Origin of the sequence: Bradyrhizobium sp. PSBB068, assembly GCA_016839165.1 — a bacterium.
In the GTDB taxonomy this organism is placed as follows: Bacteria; Pseudomonadota; Alphaproteobacteria; order Rhizobiales; family Xanthobacteraceae; genus Bradyrhizobium.
Genome location: CP069300.1, coordinates 1,203,878 through 1,223,902, shown reverse-complemented (window position 1 = coordinate 1,223,902; position 20,025 = coordinate 1,203,878). Strand labels below are relative to the sequence as shown.

Annotated in this window: 19 protein-coding genes; 6 read left to right on the top strand and 13 right to left on the bottom strand. The window is 65.3% G+C overall.

The window, feature by feature from the left end:
* Positions 1-25: 25 nt before the first annotated feature.
* The 4 genes from JQ507_05815 to JQ507_05800 form a co-directional block, all read right to left on the bottom strand.
* Positions 26-1,018, bottom strand: a complete 993-nt coding sequence (locus JQ507_05815) for a DUF2778 domain-containing protein (GenBank protein QRI71029.1) — start codon at positions 1,016-1,018, stop codon at positions 26-28.
* Between the two features lie 261 nt (positions 1,019-1,279).
* Positions 1,280-3,661: an EAL domain-containing protein gene (locus JQ507_05810; protein ID QRI71028.1), complete on the bottom strand. Its 2,382-nt coding sequence runs from the start codon at positions 3,659-3,661 to the stop codon at positions 1,280-1,282.
* Between the two features lie 146 nt (positions 3,662-3,807).
* Complete coding sequence (locus tag JQ507_05805) at positions 3,808-4,218, bottom strand: aromatic ring-cleaving dioxygenase (protein QRI71027.1); 411 nt, start codon at positions 4,216-4,218, stop codon at positions 3,808-3,810.
* Positions 4,219-4,241: 23 nt separating this feature from the next.
* Complete coding sequence (locus JQ507_05800; GenBank protein ID QRI73200.1) at positions 4,242-4,862, bottom strand: class I SAM-dependent methyltransferase; 621 nt, start codon at positions 4,860-4,862, stop codon at positions 4,242-4,244.
* A gap of 179 nt (positions 4,863-5,041) precedes the next feature.
* Here JQ507_05800 and JQ507_05795 point away from each other — a divergent pair, with 179 nt between their 5' ends.
* Together JQ507_05795 and JQ507_05790 are read left to right on the top strand one after the other, a co-directional pair.
* On the top strand, positions 5,042-5,746 hold the full coding sequence (locus tag JQ507_05795; GenBank protein QRI71026.1) for a hypothetical protein: 705 nt from the start codon (positions 5,042-5,044) through the stop codon (positions 5,744-5,746).
* 153 nt (positions 5,747-5,899) lie between these two features.
* Positions 5,900-6,712, top strand: coding sequence for an enoyl-CoA hydratase/isomerase family protein (locus JQ507_05790; GenBank protein ID QRI71025.1), 813 nt, complete (start codon positions 5,900-5,902; stop codon positions 6,710-6,712).
* A 422-nt stretch (positions 6,713-7,134) separates the two neighbouring features.
* Here the strand turns inward: JQ507_05790 and JQ507_05785 are convergent, their stop codons facing one another.
* From JQ507_05785 to JQ507_05755, 7 genes are all read right to left on the bottom strand, one after another.
* Positions 7,135-7,917 carry an SDR family oxidoreductase gene (locus JQ507_05785; GenBank protein ID QRI71024.1) on the bottom strand — a complete coding sequence of 261 codons (783 nt, stop codon included), beginning with the start codon at positions 7,915-7,917 and terminating at the stop codon, positions 7,135-7,137.
* Positions 7,918-8,003: 86 nt separating this feature from the next.
* Entirely contained in the window at positions 8,004-8,927 is a 924-nt protein-coding gene (locus tag JQ507_05780) for an NAD(P)-dependent oxidoreductase (GenBank protein QRI71023.1), read from the bottom strand.
* Entirely contained in the window at positions 8,927-9,796 is an 870-nt protein-coding gene (locus JQ507_05775) for an ABC transporter substrate-binding protein (GenBank protein ID QRI71022.1), read from the bottom strand. The genes JQ507_05780 and JQ507_05775 overlap by 1 nt, the downstream gene beginning before the upstream one ends.
* 19 nt (positions 9,797-9,815) lie before the next feature.
* The gene (locus JQ507_05770; protein ID QRI71021.1) at positions 9,816-10,562 is read right to left on the bottom strand and encodes a TetR family transcriptional regulator; all 747 of its coding nucleotides are present in this window, start codon (positions 10,560-10,562) and stop codon (positions 9,816-9,818) included.
* 57 nt (positions 10,563-10,619) lie between these two features.
* Positions 10,620-11,525, bottom strand: a complete 906-nt coding sequence (locus tag JQ507_05765; protein QRI71020.1) for an SMP-30/gluconolactonase/LRE family protein — start codon at positions 11,523-11,525, stop codon at positions 10,620-10,622.
* Between the two features lie 8 nt (positions 11,526-11,533).
* Complete coding sequence (locus JQ507_05760) at positions 11,534-12,604, bottom strand: galactose mutarotase (protein QRI71019.1); 1,071 nt, start codon at positions 12,602-12,604, stop codon at positions 11,534-11,536.
* A 2-nt stretch (positions 12,605-12,606) separates the two neighbouring features.
* Positions 12,607-13,536: a Gfo/Idh/MocA family oxidoreductase gene (locus JQ507_05755; GenBank protein ID QRI71018.1), complete on the bottom strand. Its 930-nt coding sequence runs from the start codon at positions 13,534-13,536 to the stop codon at positions 12,607-12,609.
* 223 nt (positions 13,537-13,759) lie between these two features.
* Here JQ507_05755 and JQ507_05750 point away from each other — a divergent pair, with 223 nt between their 5' ends.
* A complete protein-coding gene (locus tag JQ507_05750; protein ID QRI71017.1) occupies positions 13,760-14,371 on the top strand; it encodes a TetR/AcrR family transcriptional regulator in 612 nt (203 codons plus the stop codon).
* Here JQ507_05750 and JQ507_05745 read toward each other — a convergent pair.
* Together JQ507_05745 and JQ507_05740 are read right to left on the bottom strand one after the other, a co-directional pair.
* Positions 14,368-15,318, bottom strand: coding sequence for a fatty acid desaturase (locus JQ507_05745; GenBank protein QRI71016.1), 951 nt, complete (start codon positions 15,316-15,318; stop codon positions 14,368-14,370). The two genes, JQ507_05750 and JQ507_05745, sit on opposite strands and share 4 nt — an antisense overlap.
* Positions 15,319-15,332: 14 nt before the next feature.
* On the bottom strand, positions 15,333-16,364 hold the full coding sequence (locus JQ507_05740) for an alpha/beta fold hydrolase (GenBank protein QRI71015.1): 1,032 nt from the start codon (positions 16,362-16,364) through the stop codon (positions 15,333-15,335).
* A 212-nt stretch (positions 16,365-16,576) separates the two neighbouring features.
* Here JQ507_05740 and JQ507_05735 point away from each other — a divergent pair, with 212 nt between their 5' ends.
* From JQ507_05735 to kdgD, 3 genes are all read left to right on the top strand, one after another.
* Entirely contained in the window at positions 16,577-17,914 is a 1,338-nt protein-coding gene (locus JQ507_05735) for an MFS transporter (GenBank protein ID QRI71014.1), read from the top strand.
* Positions 17,915-18,047: 133 nt separating this feature from the next.
* Positions 18,048-18,953: a LysR family transcriptional regulator gene (locus tag JQ507_05730; protein QRI73199.1), complete on the top strand. Its 906-nt coding sequence runs from the start codon at positions 18,048-18,050 to the stop codon at positions 18,951-18,953.
* A gap of 123 nt (positions 18,954-19,076) precedes the next feature.
* Positions 19,077-20,018 carry a 5-dehydro-4-deoxyglucarate dehydratase gene (kdgD, locus tag JQ507_05725; protein ID QRI71013.1) on the top strand — a complete coding sequence of 314 codons (942 nt, stop codon included), beginning with the start codon at positions 19,077-19,079 and terminating at the stop codon, positions 20,016-20,018.
* Positions 20,019-20,025 lie beyond the last annotated feature (7 nt).

Here is a 20,025-nt window from a genome sequence, read left to right as displayed (position 1 = left end):
GCGCCGGCGGTGCCGGCGTGCGGATTTAGGAATTCGACGCTGCGCGGGTCGAGGCCGACTTGACGTCCTTGATGCTGATCACGACGGCAATGCGCCGGACCGTGCCGCTGCGATAGGCCTGCAGGAATTTGTCGTAGTGCTTGACCGAGATGCAGCCGTTGGAGTCGCCGTTCGGTCCGAGCATGTAGCTGTGGACGAGCAGGCCGACACGCCCGAACGTATCGCTGCCGTCGACCGGGGTCATGCGCAGTGCAGGCACCCCATGGAACAGCTTTTCGCGCGGCTTCATCTCATAGATGCCGGGCGGCGTCGCACCGGCATTGCGCGCGTTCACATGCGACGGATCATCGAGCAGATTGCCGAGACCTGAATGCGCCTCGAACTTGGTGCCGTCGGGCATGTATACGATGCGGCCGGTAATGTCATAGACCGCCGTGGTGCTGTCATAGCCGAGCGCGCCGAGATCGGGGCTCGGACCGGACAACAAGCCGTCATTCGGATCGACCGAGGCCAGCTGCAGCTTGCCCGGCATCATGTCGGCGATCTTCTGCAGGAACGTGCGGTTGTCGCCCTGCGGCACAGGTGCCTGCGGCGCCGGCATCGGCAGATCATTGCGCGCGAGCAGATTGGCCTCGGCCGGCCGCGACCGCGGCATCGGCACGCCTGATGTCGCCGTGTTGGTCGTCGCGGCGACGGACGCCGACGCCGGCTGGCTGCCGGGCAACTCGGTCTGCGTATCGCGCAGCTGGCCGGCCAGCGCGTCCTCGATCTGACCGAACTCGGAATTGAAATCGCCGCGGCTCGAACGGAATCCGCGGCGGAGGGGATAATACAGCGAGGCCGTGTTGATGGTGGAGCGCGAGCCGAAGCGATCGTCGAAGTTCAGCGATGCGGTGGTGTTGGCGAACGCTGGTCCGTGCAGCCACGCGGTCGGGTCGATGCCGACCATCCAGGCGGCAAGGCCAGACGACATGACGAGCGCCGTCACGGCGAACGCCGTGCTGCCCATCAGAGACATGCCGCGGCTCGACTTACGCCCGGCAGCTTTCGTCGTATGTTGACCCATCATCCCCAAGTTCGGTGTTCTGGGGCCTGTTGGCCGGCCCACGTGGGATTCACCGATCGCTCATCATATCAGGGAATTAGAGTAAGGCATAATCGAGACGGAGCGGGCAACGAGAGGATTTTTAAACGTTTTTCGGATGGAAAATGCCGGGGAATCAGCCCCAGAAACAGCCGAAATGACCCAAAAGTCCCGATTCGGGACAATTTCGGCGACTCAGGCGATCTTTTCTTCCCGGAGGGTCAGCACCGGGACCGGCTTCCCGATCGCGTAACCCTGGACGTAGTCGACCCCGATCTGGCGCAGCTCGTCCAGGATCGCGAGGCTCTCGACGAATTCCGCGACCACCTGCTTCTGCATGATCTTGGCGGTCTTGGTGATCATCTCGACCATCGCGCGATCGACCTTGCTGTTCAGGATCTCCTTCACGAACGACCCGTCGATCTTGATGATGTCGACCGGCAAATGCTTCAGATAGGCGATCGAGGACATGCCGGTGCCGAAATCGTCGAGCGAGAAGCTGCAGCCGATCTCGCGCAACCGCGCAATGAACGTCTGTGCCTCGTCGAGATTGGAGATCGCGCTGGTCTCGGTGATCTCGAAACAGACCAGCGCCGGCGGCACGTCGTGCTGCGCGAACAGCGCGGCGACGAAGTCGACGAAGTCGCTGTCGCCGATGGTGGCGCCGGACAGGTTGATGGCGTAGCTCGCGATCTTGCGCGGATGGTGCTTGCGCTCGGCGATGATCTCGAAGGCGCGACGCACCACCCAGCGGTCGATCAGCGGCATCAGCCCATAGCGCTCGGCGGCGGGCAGGAAGCTGCCGGGCGGCACCAGGGCGCCGCTCTCGTCGCGCAGGCGCAGCAGCAGCTCGCGGCGATCGTTGCCCTTCAGCACGCCGTTGACCGGGCGGATCTCCTGCTCGTAGAGGCAGAAGCGCCCCTCGTCCAATCCCTTGCGGATGCGATTGACCCAGCTCATCTCGGCGACCCGCACGGCCATGCCGGTATCGGACGGACGGTGCGCCTGGACGCGGTTGCGCCCCTTGTCCTTGGCAAGGAAGCAGGCGACGTCGGCAAGCCGCAGTGCGTCCTGCACGCCGGCGCTGTCGGCAAGCCCGACCAGGCCGATGCTCGCGCTGATCCTGAAGCTCGAGCCCTCATGGACGAAGTTCGACTGCTCGACCACCGCCCTGATCCGCTCCGCGACGTCGGCGGCAACGTCGTGCGTGGCGGCGCCGTCGTCGCGCAGCAGAATGCCGAATTCGTCGCCGCCGAGACGCGCAACCAGTCCGCTGCCGCCCACCTCGGCGGTCAGCAACCGCGCCACCTGTTTCAACAGCCGGTCGCCGGCCATGTGGCCGCAAGTGTCGTTGACGATCTTGAACTGGTCGAGGTCGATCAGCATCAGATCGGCGCCCGTCGCCGGCCCGCCCGACATGGCCTTGTGCAGTTCGAATTCAAACTGACGCCGGTTGGCAAGGCCGGTCAACGCGTCATGCGAGGCAGCCCACGCCAATTCCTCGACCAGCCGCCGCTCGGCGGTCATGTCGTGAATGATCATGACGCGTCCGGACGGCTCACCTTCATGCACGATCGCGGTCTCGACCACCGAGACCGGCACGCTGGAATGATCCGGCCGCACCAGCAGCCGCTGCTGCGGCCGGCTTTCGTCATCGGCATCCGCGCTCTGGAACGATCCGCGCACCGGCTGCTCGGCGATATTGAACAGCGATGAAAGCTGCCATCCCGTTACGTCCTGTTCCGCCGCGATCAACCGCTGTGCGGCGGCGTTCATGTAGCCGACGCGATCGTCCTGCGTGGTCACGATGACCGCATCGCCGATCGAAGCCAGCGTGAGCTGGGCGCGCTCCTTCTCGACGGCAAGCGCGGTCTCGGCCAGCCAGCGCCGCCACAGCATCCGCCGGGTGTGGACCAGGACGATGCCGGCAAGGCAGGCCGCGATCACGAGATTGACCAGCAAGAGCAGCGCCGAGACCTGACGCGAGGCCTTCCCCAGATGGTCGGAGAAATCGACGGCAAGCGTGCTCATTGCGGCATCGACCGTACCGATCCGCTCGGCCCAGTGCTTGATGGTCGCAGCCGAGGGATCATGCAGCGCGACGTCGTTCGCGGCCTCGTTCCTGATTTCGATCAGCTGATCGAGCAGCGCATCCGAATTGCGCCAGGCCGTCACCGCGCCGGCCACGTGGTGCATCTTGCGGAAATATTTGAACAGCCAGATCAGGCCGCCGATGTCGTCATCATGATTGCCCGCTCTGGCGAAACCGGCGCGAGCCACCGCGTCGTTGTTGCCCGGCGCCTCCAGCGCACGCCGCGCCGTGCGATCGGCCAGCGGCACCGCGATCGCGGCGTCGAACTTCTGCAGATAGAGCGGCGCGCCGGTGCTGACATAGGTCTGGAGGTAGTGAATGGCGTCCTTCTGCCCCTTCGACCACATGCTCTCGCCGGCCACATAGGCCCTGACCGCGGACATCACCTGCAGGCTGCCGGCCGACAGGCCACCCAGCAGCAGCACGATCGCCAGCAGGGGCCCAACGACCCGCCACAGCGCCCAGCTTCGGAATGAAAAGAACATGCCCAATGCGCCCAACCCTGAAATAGTCGGTTGAGCCTAGGAACGGCGACTTAACCTGACGTTGCAGAACGCGATGAGTTTGAAACGACTTGGTTGTAATTGAATTGCGTCAAACTTTACGCATCAGGCCAACGGGCTTCAGGCGCTCAGGGGCGCAATGTCGGCGACGTGTTCGGCGCCGGCGCCTGCTCCATGTCCGCCTCCTCGGGCAGCTTGTCGGCATGGACGGCGAGCGGCGTACCGATCCAGAGCGGATCGTCGCGATGATCGCGGCGCGGATTGGTCGTATTGGGATGGACCAGGATGCTCAGGCTGCCGTGGTTCAGCATCAGCCACGGCACCAGGGTCGGAAACAGCTCGGCCGCAAACGCCACCTGATACATCGCCTGATCGTGCGGGCCGACCTTGACGTCGTGCCAACGCCCGAGCGTGACCAGGAAGCGCTCGCCCATCCAGTTGCGCAGGCGTTCAGCCTCGCCCCGGCTGGTTGCGGGATCGTAATAGACATGGGCGTGATAGCTCGCGATCTCGCCGATCGTCCGTGGCGCGTCCGTCATCTCACCTCTCCCTCCGCGGCCGCTCACCTGCGCCGCAGCACATTGAACTGGAACGACTGCGTCGCGCCCCAGGGCGTGACGTGCCGGTGCGCCTCATGCGCGATCAACTCGAATGCCGGGCCGATGGTCCGGCCGAGTGTTGCGGAATCATAGCGCCGCACCGGCAGGCCGCTGCACTTCTCCGGACCGTCCGGCGCGAAGGTGCCGATCACGGCGTGGCCGCCTGCCTTGACGCCGCGATGCAGCCGGTCGAGATAGGCGGCGCGATCCTTCTCCTCGACCAGGAAATGAAACGCCGCGCGGTCGTGCCAGATGTCGAAGGCCTGCGGCGGCTGCCAGACCGTCGCATCGTCGGCGACCCAGCGCACCGCCTCGCCTCTCGCGCCGATCCGCTCTCGCGCGCTCGCCAGCGCCGCTTCGGAGAGATCGAGCACCGTCAGATCATGAAAGCCGCCGGCCACCAGCGCATCGACAAGGCGCGAGGCCCCGCCGCCGATGTCGGTGATCGACGCATCCCGTCCCGGCGCGACGGATTCGATCAGGCGCAGCGATGGCTGCGGATCGGCTTGCGACCAGCTCACCTGCTGCTCGCCCTTGGTCAGATAGACGGTCTGCCAATGCGATTGGCGATCCGAAGCGGTCATGGCGATGCGTCCCGACAGCGGCGGCAACCTGCGTTGCATGCTGTTAACCATCAGCTAGGCGCGGCGCTTTCCCGCGTCAACCGGCAGCACGCACGGGCGCGCAGTGGCAAATGCCGCATTTGCATCGCCGCATTTTCCAATTAACCTGACCGGCAGGTTGGGATCGGGGCGCCCCGGGGATGGCCAATTTCGGCTGGACACGCGTCAACAAGCCTGCACAAGCCGAGGACGCCGCCAGCGACCTGCGCGGGCTCACCGATCCCGCGGCGTTTCTCGCCGCGCTCGACAAGGTGGTGCCGCGCTATCTCGATCTCGCCGACAACGGCGTGCTGGTCTATCCGGCCTGCAAGCGCAAGCCCGGCGACCTGCTCGGCGATGCCAGGGCGGTCTGGGAGCACACCCGCCTCGAGGCGATGCGTTACATCCCGATGGTGCCGCGGAAGGAACCCGCGCTGCTGGTCGATCCTGCCAGCCAGGCCGAGACCATCGACGCTTTCCTGCGCCAGCGCGCGCACGACAGCACCGTCGTCGATTTCACGGGCACAGCGATCGAGGACTACGGCATCGCGATCTATGCGGCGCTGAACTGGCTGAACCATTGCGGCGCCATCGTGAATGCCGATCCGCAAAAATTCTCCGGCACGCTGCGCAGCTTCCGCAAGGTCATGGTCGTCGCCCGGCAGTGGTGGGCGCTCGACGGCGCTGCTGACCGCTGCCGGCAGATGCTGGAGGCACGCGAGCGGCCGCCGCTGGTGTTCTTCCTGCTGTGGGCCGAATGCACCAATCTGGCGCGCGAGATCGCGATCGCGGCGGCAGGTAGCGCAGCGACGGAGGACAGTATCGCGCGGATGCGCGCGGCCGACGATCCGGAACAGCTGGCCTAGTGGACCGGTGGGGCTCGTCCGTCGGGCAACCAATCATCGGTCGGTCTGCTCGTGGGCACATCTGCTACCGATGCAATCGCGCTGTGCCCTAAACGGCCTGCCTCGGCTTCCGCCGGGGTGCTAGGCTTAGCCGAAATCACACCGGACCCCGCCATGCCAAACACCTCAGATCGATCGCTTGCCGACGGCAAGATTTTGCAAAGCGTGGTCGACGGCGTCGGCGTCATCACCTTCAACAATCCCGACAAGCGCAATGCGATGTCGCTGGAGATGTGGGAAGGGCTCGGCGAGGCGCTGACCGCCCTGCGCGACAACCCGGCGGTCCGTGTCGTGATCCTGGTCGGCGCCGGCGACAAGGCCTTCGTGTCGGGCGCCGACATCAGCCAGTTCGAGAAGACCCGCCATAACGCGGAAGCCTCCGAGGAATATTCACGGCGCAGCGCCGCCCAGCGCGCTTTGCTCGCCGACTACCCGAAGCCGACCATCGCCTGCATCCGCGGCTTCTGTCTCGGCGGCGGCATGCAGGTCGCGATGCTGACCGATATCCGCATCTCCGGCGTCAGCGGCCAGTTCGGCATTCCCGCCGCCAAGCTCGGCATCGCCTACGGCTATGACGGGCTGCGCCATCTGGTGTCGCTGGTCGGCCCGTCATGGGCCCGGCTGATCATGTATACCGGGATGCGGATCGATTGCGCCGAAGCGCTGCGGATCGGCCTCGTCGATCGGGTGCTGCCGGATGCCGAGCTCTGGGACGCGACCATGGAGATCGCGCGTACCATCTCAGGCAACGCGCCGCTGGCGATCAAGGCCGCCAAGATCACCATCGCGCAGGTGCTGAAGGATCCCGCCGACCGCGACATGGCCGCGATCAGGCAGATCGGCATCGACTGCATGGACAGCGCCGATTTCCGCGAAGGCCGCAACGCCTTCATGGAAAAGCGCAAGCCGCAGTTCAAGGGCCGGTAGCGATGCGGTGTCATCACCGGCACGCGAAAAGCGGGTGATCCAGTATTCCTGAGACACTGGTGCGCGGCTCCCTGCGGCGTCGTCCCGGCGAAAGCTATCCTGCGTCGTCCCGGCGAAGGCCGGGACCCATACTCCGCGGCGGCTGTTGTTGAAGGGACTCGTCATTCCAGCATCGCGCAACAATCCGGATTTGTGGCTATAGGTCCCGGCCTTCGCCGGGACGACACGGGAAAGTGCGGCGCGGTCTGTGAGTCATACGCCGGCGTTCTCGCGACATTTCGGAGACGCCGTTTGCACGATTTCGGAATAATGGAATTATTCCACTGAGTTGCCCGACGCGTCAACTCCCCCTGATCGAAGACCGGCAACCGGCTACCGGCGGCTCCTTTGCATGGGGTTGTTTTCGATATTTTGGCGGCGCCCTACTTCTTCTCCGTGACCGGCACCGTGTAGTTGAGGATCAGCCGCCCGCCGTCGGGGTAGATGGTTTGTCCCGTGATGTAGGAGGCATCGTCGCTGGCGAGGAAGGCCACGACGGAAGCGACCTCGCTCGGCTCGCCGCAGCGGCCGGCCGGCGTACGCGACAGCACGCTGCGTCGCGCGTCCTCCGACGAGAAGATCGCCGTTGCCACCATCTCGGTCAGGATCGTGCCGGGCCCGACCGCCACGACGCGGATGCCGTGCGGCGCCAGCGCCACCGCGGCCACGGAGGTGAGCTGCTTCATGGCGCCCTTGGACATCGCGTAGGTCGCAAGCGAGGGGATCGCGAGCAGCGCGTTGACCGAGGACATGTTGACGACGACGCCGCCACCGCCTTGCGCGATCATCTGGCGCGCCGCGGCCTGGACGCCGAAGAACGCGCCCTTGAGGTTGATCCCCATCACGTCGTCGAACTCGGCCTCGCTGATCTCGAGGAAGTCGCGGTTGCGCGCGACGCCGGCATTGTTGACCATGACGTCGAGCCGACCGAACTCCTTCACCGCGTGAGCCACGATGCGATCGACATCGGCACGCTTGCTGACGTCGGCTTCGACGGTCCGCAGCCGATCGTCATGTCCGAGCTCCTGGGCGGCGTGGACGAGCCCGGCGGCGTCGACATCCGAGATCACGACCCTGGCGCCATCGGCCAGGAAGCGCGCGGCGCAGGCCTTGCCGATGCCGCGCGCCGCTCCGGTGATGGCGACGACCTTGGGGGAATTCTTCATGGGCGTGTCTCCAAGACAAAACTGTTCATGGAGCAATAGCGCATTGCGCGCCGACAGGGAACGCGGCGGATTCTCCGCAGCTGCCCTCAGGATTTGATGCGCGCGAGAATCCGGTCGGCCTCGGTGCGCCAATCGGCGCTGCGGGCGAATTCAGCCGTTCCCTTGGCCCCGAACACGCCCTCGTCGGCAAGATCGGCGACCCAGCCCTGCCGCTCGGCGGTGCCGGAAGCTGACCATGGCGTGAGCCCGGCCTCGCGCACTGTCTCCGCCACCTCGCGCACCTCTTCGGCGCGCCGCCGGCCGTGCTCGATCACGCGCTGGAAGAAATAGGCGCCCTGCTTCTCCCAGTCGATGCCGGGAAAAGTCTCCTTGAGCGAGGCAAGCACCGCATCCTCGACGCCATAGGCGCGGGCAGTGGTGAAGCTCTCGATCACCGTGGCCTCGAGGCCCTTGATCATGATGCTGCGGCACATCTTGACCGCCGAGGACACACCGAGCTCGTCACTCGCGACCTTTGCCGCAAAGCCGAGCGCGATCAGTGACGGCGCCAGCTCCCGCGCGCCCCGACCGCCGAGCAACAGCGGCACCTTGATCCGGGACGGCGGCAGCGAGGTCATCACCGCGCCCTCGACATAGCGGCCGCCGGCGCCGTCGATGTGGGCCGCGGCGCGTTGCTTGGCCCCGGGCGAGGCCGAGTTGAAATCGAGGAACCAGGCACCCTTGCCTATTGCCGGCGCGCAGGCTTCGGCCACGGCGACCGCCTGGCTCGCCGTCACCGCCGAGATGATGAGATCGGCCCGCGCCGCGAGATCGGCATGCGATTCCGCGAGCACGACGCCGGTCTCCGCCGCGTGCGCGCGCAATGGCGCGCCCTGGCCGCGGTCGAGCTTGATGTCGTAGGCTGCGACCTTGATACCCTGCTGGCGCAGATCCTCGGCGAGGATGCGTCCGACCTCGCCATAGCCGAGCATGCCGACCTGCCATTGCCGCGGATCGCTCGAGATTGTCATCAATTCAAGTCCCGTGTTGTGGCGTCGAACAGCTCGTCGACCGTGACGCGCCGCGGGATCAACGCCTGCTGTGCGCAATAGTCGATCATCAGTTCGAGCGGCTTGCGGTTTGCTTCGACGCCGAACGGCAGCAGGTCCGGCACACCCGCCGGACCGGCGTTCGCCTTGGCGCGCTTGAGGAGATCGTAGAGGCTCCGCACCACATCGGGCCGTGACGTCGCGAGCTGTTCGGTCACCACCACCAGATGGTTGACCGGCACGACGCCATGCCGCGCGTACCACCGCGCCGCCTCTGCCGCCGGATCGGCGAACAACGGCTTGAGCGCCGGATCACTCGAGGTTTCGCCAAGCACGGCATCGAGCTCGCCGCGCTTCAGCATCTCGATGATGGCGCTGCCCTTCGGCGCCCGTTCGGTGCGGTCGACATATTCGGCGATATGCGGATCCTCGAACGTCACCCAATTGATCCGGTCGAGGTTCACGCCATGGTCATTGGCAAGGATGCCGCGCATCCACGCCCCCGTCGTGGTCGTGAACGAACGGATGCCGACCCGCTTGCCTTCGAGATCACCAGGCGCAAGCGTGCCGCGATCGGCGCGATAGAGCGCGTGGCCATGCTGGAAGCGGCCGACCATCGCCGCCGGCAGCAGCACCAGCGGCTTGCCGTACGCCCTTGCCATCAGATAGGTCACGATCGCCATCTCGCAGACGTCGAATGCCTGCTCGCGCACCATCGGCTTGAAGGCAGCGTTGGTCGGCGTGAACTCGGTGAAGTCGAGATCGAACAGGTCGGAGCGCAGCTCACCGCGCTTCACCGCCTGGATGTGCGGGTGATTGCCAAGCACCGCGCGCAGCCGAAGTTTCTCCATGGCGATGAACTCCGCAGGGTCAGGTCAGTGCTCGTCCTGGAGTAAAGCCCGGCGCCCTGCGCGGCGCTGATATCGCCGGATCGAGCGGCGGAGCCTGCAGCGCGGCAACGGTCGCGCGCACCAGCTCCTCGATGGCATGGCCGGCATCGGTGCCCTCGGCGCTGCCGCGCGACAGCCGCGAGACGCGCTCCGGCGTCACCAGCGTGTAGTAGAGCGCGCCGAGCAGGAAGTGGCCGCGCCAGACCAGGTCGGTGCGCGGAATATGCGGCAGGCTGTCATGGATCGCGTCGATGAAGGCATGGCTGGTGTCGTCGAAGGTCTGCGCGATGATCTTGCGCACCACCTCGTTGCCCTCGGCCGACATGATCGCGCGCAACCGCGTGAACCGCGTCCCGCCGCCGGCAAGGTCGCTGCCAGAGGTGAAGGCCGGCAGCACATAGGCGCGCACGATCGCCTCCAGCCTGTCCTGCACATCGCGCACCCGCCGGGCCGCCGCCAAAAGCTCGGAGCGCCGCCGGTTCATCGGGCCGCAATGGCGCCGATAGATCTCGAGCAGCAGGCCGTCCTTGGTCTTGAAATGATAGGTCACGCTGCCGGGATTGGCGCCGGCGGCCTGCGCGATGTCGCGCACCGAGACGGCGTTGAAGCCATACGTCGAAAACAACTCCTCCGCCGCGGCAAGGATCGCCTCGCGCATGTTCGGCTTGCGGGTGCTCGTGTCCTTCGCGGCGGCCTTCACGTTGGATTTGGCAGGTTTGCGGACCATATTTGTACTATCGTCCAAATATTCAGGTCACGTCAACAAGGCGGCCATAGGCCGCAATCAGGACAGCTTGACGTCGGGCTCGGCACGGCCGCGTGCCGCGGCATCGAGCAGGAAGGTTTGACCGTGTCCGGGATCAGCGGCGCGCTGCGCCGCATCCATGTCCTGCCAGGCCGAGGTGACCAGTACGCGCGAGAAATCGCGGCCGACAAAGGCCGGACAACTCGATTGGCGCGCCGGCACCTTCAGCGAGCGCAGGTGCCGGCCTGAAGGATCGTAGACATCGACGCAGCCGCCGCCCCAGCGCGCGTTCCAGATCATCCCGTCGGCGTCGACGACCGCACCGTCGAGCCCGCCGCTGCCTTGACGTCTGATCAGATCAATCGGCTCGCCGGTCGGCAATCCCGTTGCCGGATCGAGCGGCACACGATGCAGCACGTTGGTCGCGGTGTCAGCGAAATAGCCGACATCGCCTGCGGGCGAAAAGCAGATCGCGTTCGGGATCGTGATCCCGGGATAAAGCCGCGTGATACGGCCGCCCTGCAGCGCGTAGATCGCGCCCGCGCCCTGCTCGGCCTGGCGCCCCATGGTGCCGAGCCAGAACGTGCCCGACGGGTGCACCCGCGCATCGTTGGAGCGCGTCACCGGATTGTCGGCCTCCAGCGCGGCGAACAGCTCCAGATGGCCGCCGGCGACCTGCCGCACATAAAGCCCATCTTCGGTCAGGATCAGCTGCCGCTCGCCATCGATCCGCGCCAACGCGCTCGCCATCTTCGGCAGCGCGTGAATGATCGTGCGGCCATCTGCAAGACGATGCTCGAACAGGCGACGCTCGCGGATGTCGAACCACCAGGCGGTGTCGGTCGCGGCATCATAGGTCGGGCCCTCACCGAGATGACAACGCTCGGCCGACAGCACGGATGTCGGCACCTCTTCGAGAAGCGGCTCGGCGGCACGATCGGTCATGGCGTCACTCACACGGTTGAAAAGCGGTAGACGATACTGCGCCGATAGATCTGCCCGGGATCGAGCCGCGCCGACGGAAAATCGGGCCGGTTCGGTGTATCCGGCCAGGCATGCGGCTCGAGACAAAGCGCGTCGGATTGGCGATACAGCCGATCGCCCTTACCCGCGGTCGAGCCGTCGAGGAAATTGCCGGAATAGAACTGCAATCCCGGCTGATCGGTGAACAGCTCCATCACGCGGCCGCTGTGCGGCGCCTCGAGGCGCGCGGCAAAGCGAAGGCCCGTCCCCGCGGCCAGGCAGAAATTGTGGTCGTAGCCGCGCCCGAGCCGCAGCTGCTCGTCATTCATCCTGATCCGCGCGCCGATCGCCGTCGGTTTGCGGAAGTCGAACGGCGTGCCGTCGACCGGCCGCGACGGGCCCGGCAACGGGATCGCGGTGGCGTCCACCGCGAGGAAATGGTCGGACGCGATCGTCAGCCGGTGATCCAGGATCTGCGTGCCGGAGCGCGCGCCATCGAGATTGAAGAAGCTGTGATTGGTGAGATTGAGGCAGGTCGGCCGGTCGGTCGTCGCCTCATAGGTGACCGAGAGTTCCATCGGAGCGTGCACGCGATAGGTCACCCGTGTCTGGAGAGTACCCGGATAACCCTCTTCGCCATGGGGGCTTTCGCGTTCCAGCACCAGCGTTGGCCCCGGCTGATCCGACAGTTCGACGATCCGCCACAGCCTGCGATCAAAGCCCTGCGGCCCGCCATGCAGCGCGTTGGGGCCGTTGTTGGCGTCGAGTGTCACCGCCTCCCCGTCGAGCACAAAGCGCGCGGCGGCGATGCGGTTGGCGTAGCGCCCGATGGTCGCGCCGAAGAATTTGCGCTGCGTGAGGTAACCATCGAACGCGTCGTGGCCGAGCACGACGTCGTCGCAATGCCCGCCGCGATCGGGCGCCAGTAGCGCTTGCAGCGTGGCGCCGAAGGGAAGAATCGCGGCTTCAAAGCCATGATCGCCGCGCAACGTCACGCGTTCGACCACGGTGCCGTCGTGCAATGTGCCGAAGGGGGCGCGCGCAATGCTGGCTGATGTCATGTTCAGGCCTCGAACGCCTCGACGAGGCGCCGTCGCCCCAGCATGAAGCTATCGGCCACGAGCCGCAAGGGCGTGAGGTCGACATCGGTTTTTCCACCCGATGTCAGCGCGACAAAGCGGCGATACAGCGCGGGATATTCATCGTCCGCGGCATCGACCACCAGCCCGTCGCGGTCGCGCAGCTGCCGTCCGCCTTTCGACAACGTCACGGGCCCGGCCTCGGTCTCGCACAGGATGTCCCAGCTCGGCGGCCCGGCCTGGCGAAAATCGAACTCGGCGTGGATCGGCAAGCCGCTCCCATCGGACAGTTCGATCGCTGCCGCAATCGGCGCCTCACGATTGGCGGGAAAGTCCAGCACCGCACTCTTGATGAAGACGGAGCGCGGCAGGATCTCGGTCAGGATCGACAGCGCGTTGATGCCGGGATCGAACACGCCGAAGCCGCCCGCCTCGAAGATCCAGGCCTGGCCGGGATGCCAGACACGGACGTCTTCCTTCCAGATGATGGTGACCTTGCTGATCGTGCGGCCGGCGAGCAGCTTACGCGCCGGGCCAATCGCGGGTGCGTAACGCGAATGCCATGTCGCGAACAATGTCCTGTTCGCCTCCTGTGCGGCCGCGATCAATGGCGTGAGTTCGCCGACCGTAGACCCCGGCGGCTTCTCCAGCAGCACATGCTTGCCCGCGGCGAGAGCCGTGGCAGCTTGCAAATGACGCGCCTGCGGCGGTGTGCACAGTGCGACCGCGTCGATCTCCGGCCCATCGCGCAACAATTCCTGCAGATCGCGGAAATGCGGCAGGCCCGGCGGAGTCTTGACCGGATCGACCACCGCAACGACCGCAGCGCCTGATGTCTTCGCGATCGCAGGCAGGTGCTGCCGGCCGGCGATCTCGCCGAAACCCACGATGGCGATGCGAAGCAGGTCAGTCATGGCCGTCCTCGCGCTACTGCCCACCGGCCGGCCGATGCCGAGCGGCGAGAATCACAAGCCAATGCCGATTATCAACGGCATGATCTGACTTTGGTTGCAGGCGCGCAAGCCCGCCACGTCCCGCTGTGACGGTCCGGTTTCGGCGCTGGTCTCATCCAGGGCTCGATTCCATGCTATGCCGATACATGAAACGATGATTCAAACGCAGGACGTGAATCCGGCCATGGCAGGCAGCAAGGCGGAGACTGAGGATGCGGCAACCGGGCGGCGCGGCCGGCCGCGCTCGGCTGCGACCACGGCCGCGATCCTGCAAAGTGCCTATACGCTGATGGCGACCACCGATCTTGCTGCCACCACGATCGACGCGATAGCCAGGCACTCCAACGTATCGAAGATGACGATCTACAAATGGTGGCCGTCGCGCGAGGCCTTGCTGATCGATGCCTTCCTCGACCAGGCCTCGCGGGCCGTGCCGCTGCCCGAGGCCGGCAATCCGGTGGCCCGCATCCGCCGCCATGTCGCGACCTATGTCGAGGCGTTGCAGGGCGAGTTCGGGCGGGTGCAGCTCGCAGTGATCTCGGAATGCATCTCCAGGACCGGCACGGCGGAGTTGTTCTACCAGCGTTATCTCGGCCTTCGGCGCACCAGGATGCTGGAGATCATCACCGCCGGCCAGAAGGACGGCAGCATCGGCGCGGCGGGGGTACCCGGCGACATCTACGACGCGATCTACGGCAGCCTGTTCTATCGCTACATCTTCGGCATCAAGCCGTTGACGCCGGCCTATGCCCGCAATCTCGTCAACCTCGTGCTGCGGCCGCGCGCCGACGCTTAGGCCGAGCGCTGCCGCTGGCGGCGAAACCAGGCCCAGGTCTCGCGCGTCACGGCGCGGTAGCTGCTGCCGCGATAGACGATGTGGCCATCGACGATGGCGTTCAGCTTCGGCAACGCATGGAACGGCACCGTCGGATAGGCATGGTGCTCGACATGATAGGGCATGTTCCAGGCGAACCATTTCATGATCCTGCCGGTCATCGTGGTGCGCGTGTTCTCGAACGCGCTTCGCGTTCGCTCGCAACCGGTATGCTCTGCGTAGAGATAGGGGCGCAGGATGAGCTGTCCGGCCAGCAGAGGCACAATCCACACAAAGAGCAGGATCGCACTGTGCAGCGCGAGCGACGCCGCGAGCAGCAGCAGATATCCGGCGAGATAGAGCCTCGCTTCCCGCACGATCGATGCGCGCTTGTGCTGCGGAATCCACGGCACGATCACCTTCCCGGTGAGTGCATGCCGGAACATCAGCCAAATCCGGACCAACACCTGCAGCAGCCCCGAATAGGCGATCGCAAGCTGGGTGTCGGACATCGGCCTGGGACCGACGATCAGCTCAGGATCCTTCTCCGGATCCTGCGTATGGCGATGATGATCCCAGTGAAACAGGCAGTAATATTGATAGGGCAAACCGATCATGAAGGCGGAGAGATTGCCGACGACTAGGTTGAGCACGGGGCTGCGAAATGCGGTCTTGTGCGCGGTCTCGTGCACCACCATGAACAGAAACGCAACGAAGTAGCCCTGAATGGCGATCAGCGGCAGCGCCCATGCGAGTCCATAACGCGAAGCGGCCAGCCATATCAGCGTGCCCACGATCAGGATCATCCCGTAATGGCTGGCCGCGCGCACCGCGCCGGCAAGGTTCGACTTGGTCGACAGGTCGCGCAAGGTCAGCGGGTCGAGCGGCTTCAGGCGAGGTCCGGCATTGCTGGTCTCTGTCGTGCTCATGGTCGTCTCACCTGTCAGCGTTGGAGGAGCGCCGAGATTTCGGCGTTGATGAAGGCGCGGTCTTCCGCGTTGTTGATCGGATTGCCGGCGCGGTGGCCATGGATCGAGGGGATGGCGTGCAACACGGCCGAGCGCGCATTGACCAGGCGGCTGAGCTCATCCTCGTTGTCGCGCGGGTCGAAATAGCGGTCGGTACGTCCCGGCAGCAGCAGGACATGCGCCTTGATCGCCGCCAGCGCGCGATCGAAGTCACCGCCGAATTCGTCGCAGCGGCTGATGTCGCCGGCCTGCCAGATCGCGATCTGCGCCAGCAGGTCATTGGCGTCGCGCCGCGCGAAGGCACCGTCCCACGAGCCTGCGAGGTAGCCTTCCAGCGAGTCGAAGCCGGCCGCGCGCCAGAGCTCCTCGCGATAGAATTCATGCGACATCGCCCAACCGGCGTAAACGCGTCCCATCGCACGAAGGCCCGCGGTCGGCTTGTCAACAAAGCGGCCATCCCGGTAGGCGGGATCGGCGGTCAGCGCGGCCTTCACGCCTTCGAGAAACACATAGTTGTAAGGCGAGCACCTTGCGCTGCCGCAGACCACCGCTGCGCGCTCCACCAGGTCGGGATAGCGCGCGGCCCAATGATAGGCCTGCATGCCGCCCATCGACCAGCCGTAGACCAGCGCGAGCCTGCTCACGCCGAACCGCTCGACCAGCAGCCGGTGCTGGATGGCGACCGCGTCAAAGTAAGTGAAAGCTGGAAACGGCGCGCCGCCGAGCACCTCGGCCGAGTTCGAGGGCGAGGATGACAGGCCATTGCCGAACAGATTGGCGATGACGATGAAGTAGCGCGCGGGATCGAGCGCGCCGCCCGGCTGCACCAGCCATTCGATGTCGGTATTCTGTGCCGAGAACGACGTCGGATAAAGGATGACGTTGTCCTTGGCCGCATTCAGCGTGCCGTAGGTCTGGTAGGCGAGCGAAAGCCGCGGAAACACGGCGCCGCCCTGCAAGGTCGCTGAACCTGCTTCAAACACCTGATAGTCGCGTGGCGTGGTCATGCGCGGTCACCTCGATCGGCAGGGCGCGATGCCGCGCCCTTAATAACTGTACGTATCGTACACTAATTAGGAGCCGACGCAAGTGCGACGTGGGTGGAATGACACCGGGCCGATCCATTCAAAATCGGCATCGATCAATACCCGTTTCGGCTTGGACCCATTGTCGTCATCTCTCTAGGAAAGACCCCGAGGAAATTTCCAAGGAGGCGCTAATGAGCGCAATTGTGTCCGCCACGGATGCGCGGCGATCCCGTGTCCGGCTGTTGATCGTGACGATGCTGTTTCTCGTCACCACCGTGAACTATGCCGATCGCGCCACGCTCTCGATCGCCGGCACCGCCCTCTCCAAGGAACTGCATCTCGACCCCGTCGCGATGGGTTACGTGTTTTCTGCCTTCGGCTGGTCCTATGTGATCGCCCAGGTGCCGTGCGGCTGGCTGCTCGATCGCTACGGCTCCAAATGGGTCTATGCGATCAGCATCATCGTCTGGTCGATCTTCACCGCGATGCAGGGCCTGGTCGGGTTCCTCTCCGCCGGCGCGGCCGTGGTGCTGCTGTTCGGGTTGCGCTTCCTGGTCGGCATCGCCGAGGCGCCGTCGTTTCCGGCCAATGCCCGCATCGTCGCCTCCTGGTTCCCAGGCAATGAGCGCGGCACGGCGTCGGCCTTCTTCAATTCCGGACAGTATTTCGCGACCGTGATCTTCGCGCCGCTGATGGGCTGGATCGCCCATGAGCATGGCTGGCGCCACGTGTTCTACGTGATGGGTGGGCTCGGCATCGTCATGGGCATCGCCTGGATCAAGACGATCTACGAGCCGAAGGACCATCCCGGGATCAACGAGGCCGAGTTCGACTACATCAAGCAGGGCGGCGCGCTGGTCGACATGGATGCGGCGAAGGCTGGCAAGACGCAGGACAGCGGCCCCGGCTGGGACCACATCCGCCAGTTGCTCGCCAACCGCATGATGCTCGGCGTCTATATCGGCCAGTACTGCATCAACACGCTGACCTATTTCTTCCTGACCTGGTTCCCGGTCTACCTGGTGAAGGAGCGCGGGCTCTCGATCCTGCAGGCCGGCTTCGTCGCGACCTTGCCGGCGCTGTGCGGTTTCATCGGCGGCGTGCTCGGCGGCGTGATCTCGGACTACATCCTGCGTCGTACCGGCTCGCTGACCATGGCGCGCAAGATCCCGATCGTCGGCGGCATGCTGCTGTCGATGGTAATCAACGGCTGCAACTACGTCGACAGCCAGGCGCTGGTGATCGGGTTCATGGCGCTCGCCTTCTTTGGCAAGGGCATCGGCGCGCTCGGCTGGGCCGTGGTCTCCGACACTTCACCGAAGGAAGCCGGCGGCGTCTCCGGCGGACTGTTCAACACCTTCGGCAATCTGTCCTCGATCACCACGCCGATCATCATCGGCTACATCTTCGCCGCCACCGGCTCGTTCAACAGCGCATTGGTGTTCGTCGGCGCCAACGCGCTGGTCGCCGCGATCGCCTATCTCTTCATCGTCGGCGAGATCAAACGGGTACAGCTGAAGGCGGCCTGAGCCCAGGCAGCAACAGCATATCAAAGGCGGCTTCGGTCGCCGTCTTTGTCTGCCTTTTTGTCTTCTTGGCCAGTGGGAGGCATCGATGCTAGAACGTACAAATCCCCGCGCGATCCATTCCGGTTTAGCATCGATGTTCGACCTGAGCCAGCTCCGCTGTTTCGTCACGGTGGCCGAAGAATTGCACTTCGGCCGCGCCGCGGCACGGCTCAACATGACCCAGCCGCCGCTGAGCCGGCAGATCCAGGTGCTCGAGCACATCATCGACGCGCCGCTCTTGGAACGCACCAGCCGTTCGGTGCGGCTGACCCCGGCGGGCCGCAGCTTCCTGCCCGAGGCGCGGCGCATCCTGAAGCTCGCGGAATCCGCATCGCAGGTCGCCCGCCGCATCGCACTCGGCAAAACCGGCTCGCTCAAGATCGGCTTCACCGCGGCGGCGGCCTACGGCTTCCTGCCCGACCTGATTGCAGCCGCCCGCTCCCGCCTGCCTGAAGTCGATTTTTCGCTGAAGGAGATGGTCTCCGGCGATCAGTTCGAGGCGCTGACCACCGGCCAGATCGATGCCGGCCTGCTGCGCCCGCCGATCGCACGGCCGGAATTCGCAAGCCGCCGCGTCGTCGCCGAACCGCTGCTCGCCGCGATCCCGAAGAAGCATCCGCTGGCGGCGGTCGAGACCGTCAGCATCAAGGATTTCGACGACCAGCCGTTCGTGATGTACTCGCCCTACGAGGCGCGCTACTTTCACGATCTGCTGGTGTCGATGTTCACCCGCGCCGACGTGCTGCCGCGCTATGTCCAGCACCTCAGCCAGATCCATTCGATCCTCGCGATGGTGCGCGCCGGGCTCGGCGTCGCCATCGTGCCGGAGGCCGCCGCCAGCCTCAAGATCGCGGACGTCAAGCTGAAGCCGCTGAAGCTGCGCGCGCCGGTGCCGGTCGAGTTGTTCATGGTGTGGCGGCGCGATCACGAGAACCAGCTGCTGCCGTCATTGATCGAGATCGCAACCGAAATCGCAGCGCCGCAGCTGCGCGGCGATTGATGCAGAGTTGGTATCGCTCGATACCGCGTTTGGCTTGGACGCGCATCGAAGCATTTCCTAGAAACATCGCCATGGACGCGCGCTGCTCGCGCATCCTTCCCAACATCATCAAGGAGTGGCGCCATGAGCAAGATGACCCCTCGGGAGATGGCCGCGAAGATCGGCGGCGGACTCCTGTCTTTTCCCGTGACCCCGTTCAACGCGGATTACTCGTTCGACGAGGCGACCTATCGCGCCAACATGGACTGGCTGTGCGGCTATGACGTCGCCGGCCTGTTCGCCGCCGGCGGCACCGGCGAGTTCTTCTCGCTGACCCCGGCCGAAGTTCCGCACGTCGTGAAGATCGCGGTCGAGGAGACCAAGGGCCGCGTTCCCGTGCTGGCCGGCACCGGCTACGGCACCGCGATCGCGCGCGAGATCGCCATCGGAGCCGAGAAGGCAGGCGCCGATGGCCTCTTGCTGCTACCGCCCTATCTCACGCATGCCGAGCAGGATGGCCTTGCCGCCCATGTCGAGGCTATTTGCTCGTCGGTGAAGATCGGCGTCATCGTCTACAACCGTGACAATGCGGTCCTGCAGCCCGATACGCTGGCGCGCCTCTGCGAGCGCTGCCCGAATCTCGTCGGCTACAAGGACGGCATCGGCGACATCGAGCTGATGACCCGTGTCTACACCAAGCTCGGCGACCGCCTGACCTATATCGGCGGCCTGCCGACCGCGGAGACCTTCGCACTGCCCTATCTCGACATGGGCGTGACGACGTACTCGTCGGCGGTGTTCAACTTCGTGCCGGAATTCGCCACCCAATTCTACGCCGCGGTGCGCCGGCGCGATCATCAGACCATCCATGCAGGCCTGAAGGATTTCATCCTGCCGCTGATCGCGATACGCAACCGCAAGAAGGGCTATGCGGTGTCGATCATCAAGGCCGGCATGAAGGTGATCGGCCGCAATTCCGGTCCGGTGCGGCCGCCGCTGACCGATCTCACCGAACAGGAGATTGCCGAGCTCGCGGCACTGGTGGCGAAGCTGCCGCAGGCGACGAGCCGGCAGGCCGCGGAATAAGCCGAAC